The sequence below is a fragment of the Pseudomonas sp. PDM16 genome (genome assembly GCF_014851865.1).
GTDB lineage: Bacteria > Pseudomonadota > Gammaproteobacteria > Pseudomonadales > Pseudomonadaceae > Aquipseudomonas.
In genome coordinates this window covers 1-750 of record NZ_JACVAM010000024.1, presented here as the reverse complement: position 1 = coordinate 750, position 750 = coordinate 1, and the positions used below count along the sequence as shown (strand labels likewise).

Annotated in this window: 1 protein-coding gene; it reads left to right on the top strand. The window is 50.1% G+C overall.

Going from position 1 to position 750, the window contains the following annotated elements; genetic code table 11:
* The first annotated feature begins 139 nt into the window (after nt 1-139).
* Nucleotides 140-520 carry a DUF6896 domain-containing protein gene (locus IB234_RS23785; protein WP_192322323.1) on the top strand — a complete coding sequence of 127 codons (381 nt, stop codon included), beginning with the start codon at nt 140-142 and terminating at the stop codon, nt 518-520.
* Nucleotides 521-750: the final 230 nt, after the last annotated feature.

The window sequence follows — 750 nt, the reverse complement described above, 5'->3', positions numbered from 1 at the left end:
TTGCCTCACTAATAGCCACAGTCTGCTCAAGTACAGGCCCCTAACAATGCGCTCAACTGCCGCTCACTCCGTTCGCTGGACAGCCAAAAGCTACGCTTTTGTCTGCCCGTTAGCTTAATCGTTAGGCATTGTGGGGATTATGGATGTGAACCCAATAAAAGCAGCAATACCCCTGTGGTATGCCCAAATGGCATGGGCAAAAGAGCTTATTTCCCGCAGCTTCGCCTTGGAAAGGGCTGAGGACATTCTGCGTAGTGAAAGTCGCGGAAACCGCATTATACCTGGCACCGCTTGGTACATACGCACTCACGGCATTGGAGTCGATGTCTACAAAACTCTAGATACAGGAGGCATAGACTTCGACTTTGACAAACCACATCCGGATCATTGGCGCATGCGCATATTTGTTCAGCGCCAGGTGAATGATGGAAATCTCCCATTCGAACCTTACCGGGAATTATTAAATAATGAAGAGCTCATGAGTCAGGCTATAGCAGAGGCACTTAGTGTCAACGCCTAACAATGCGCTCAACTATCGCTCACTTCGTTCGCTGGACGTCCAAAAGCTGCGCTTTTGGCCGCCCGTTAGCTTAATCGTTAGGAAAAGGATGGCCATCATGAAACCACCTGAAAAAATCGACGGGGCACACGTAGTCGAGTGGGCTTGGTCAGACGCACCGTTTGGGAACGTACTATACGAGGATGGTGAAGTAGCAGCCGTCATTCACGGCCTAGCAATCTGTCGGTACG

Coding starts and splice junctions, on each gene's coding strand:
- IB234_RS23785 (WP_192322323.1), top strand. CDS start 140: ATGGATGTGAACCCAATAAAAGCAGCAATACCCCTGTGGTATGCCCAA.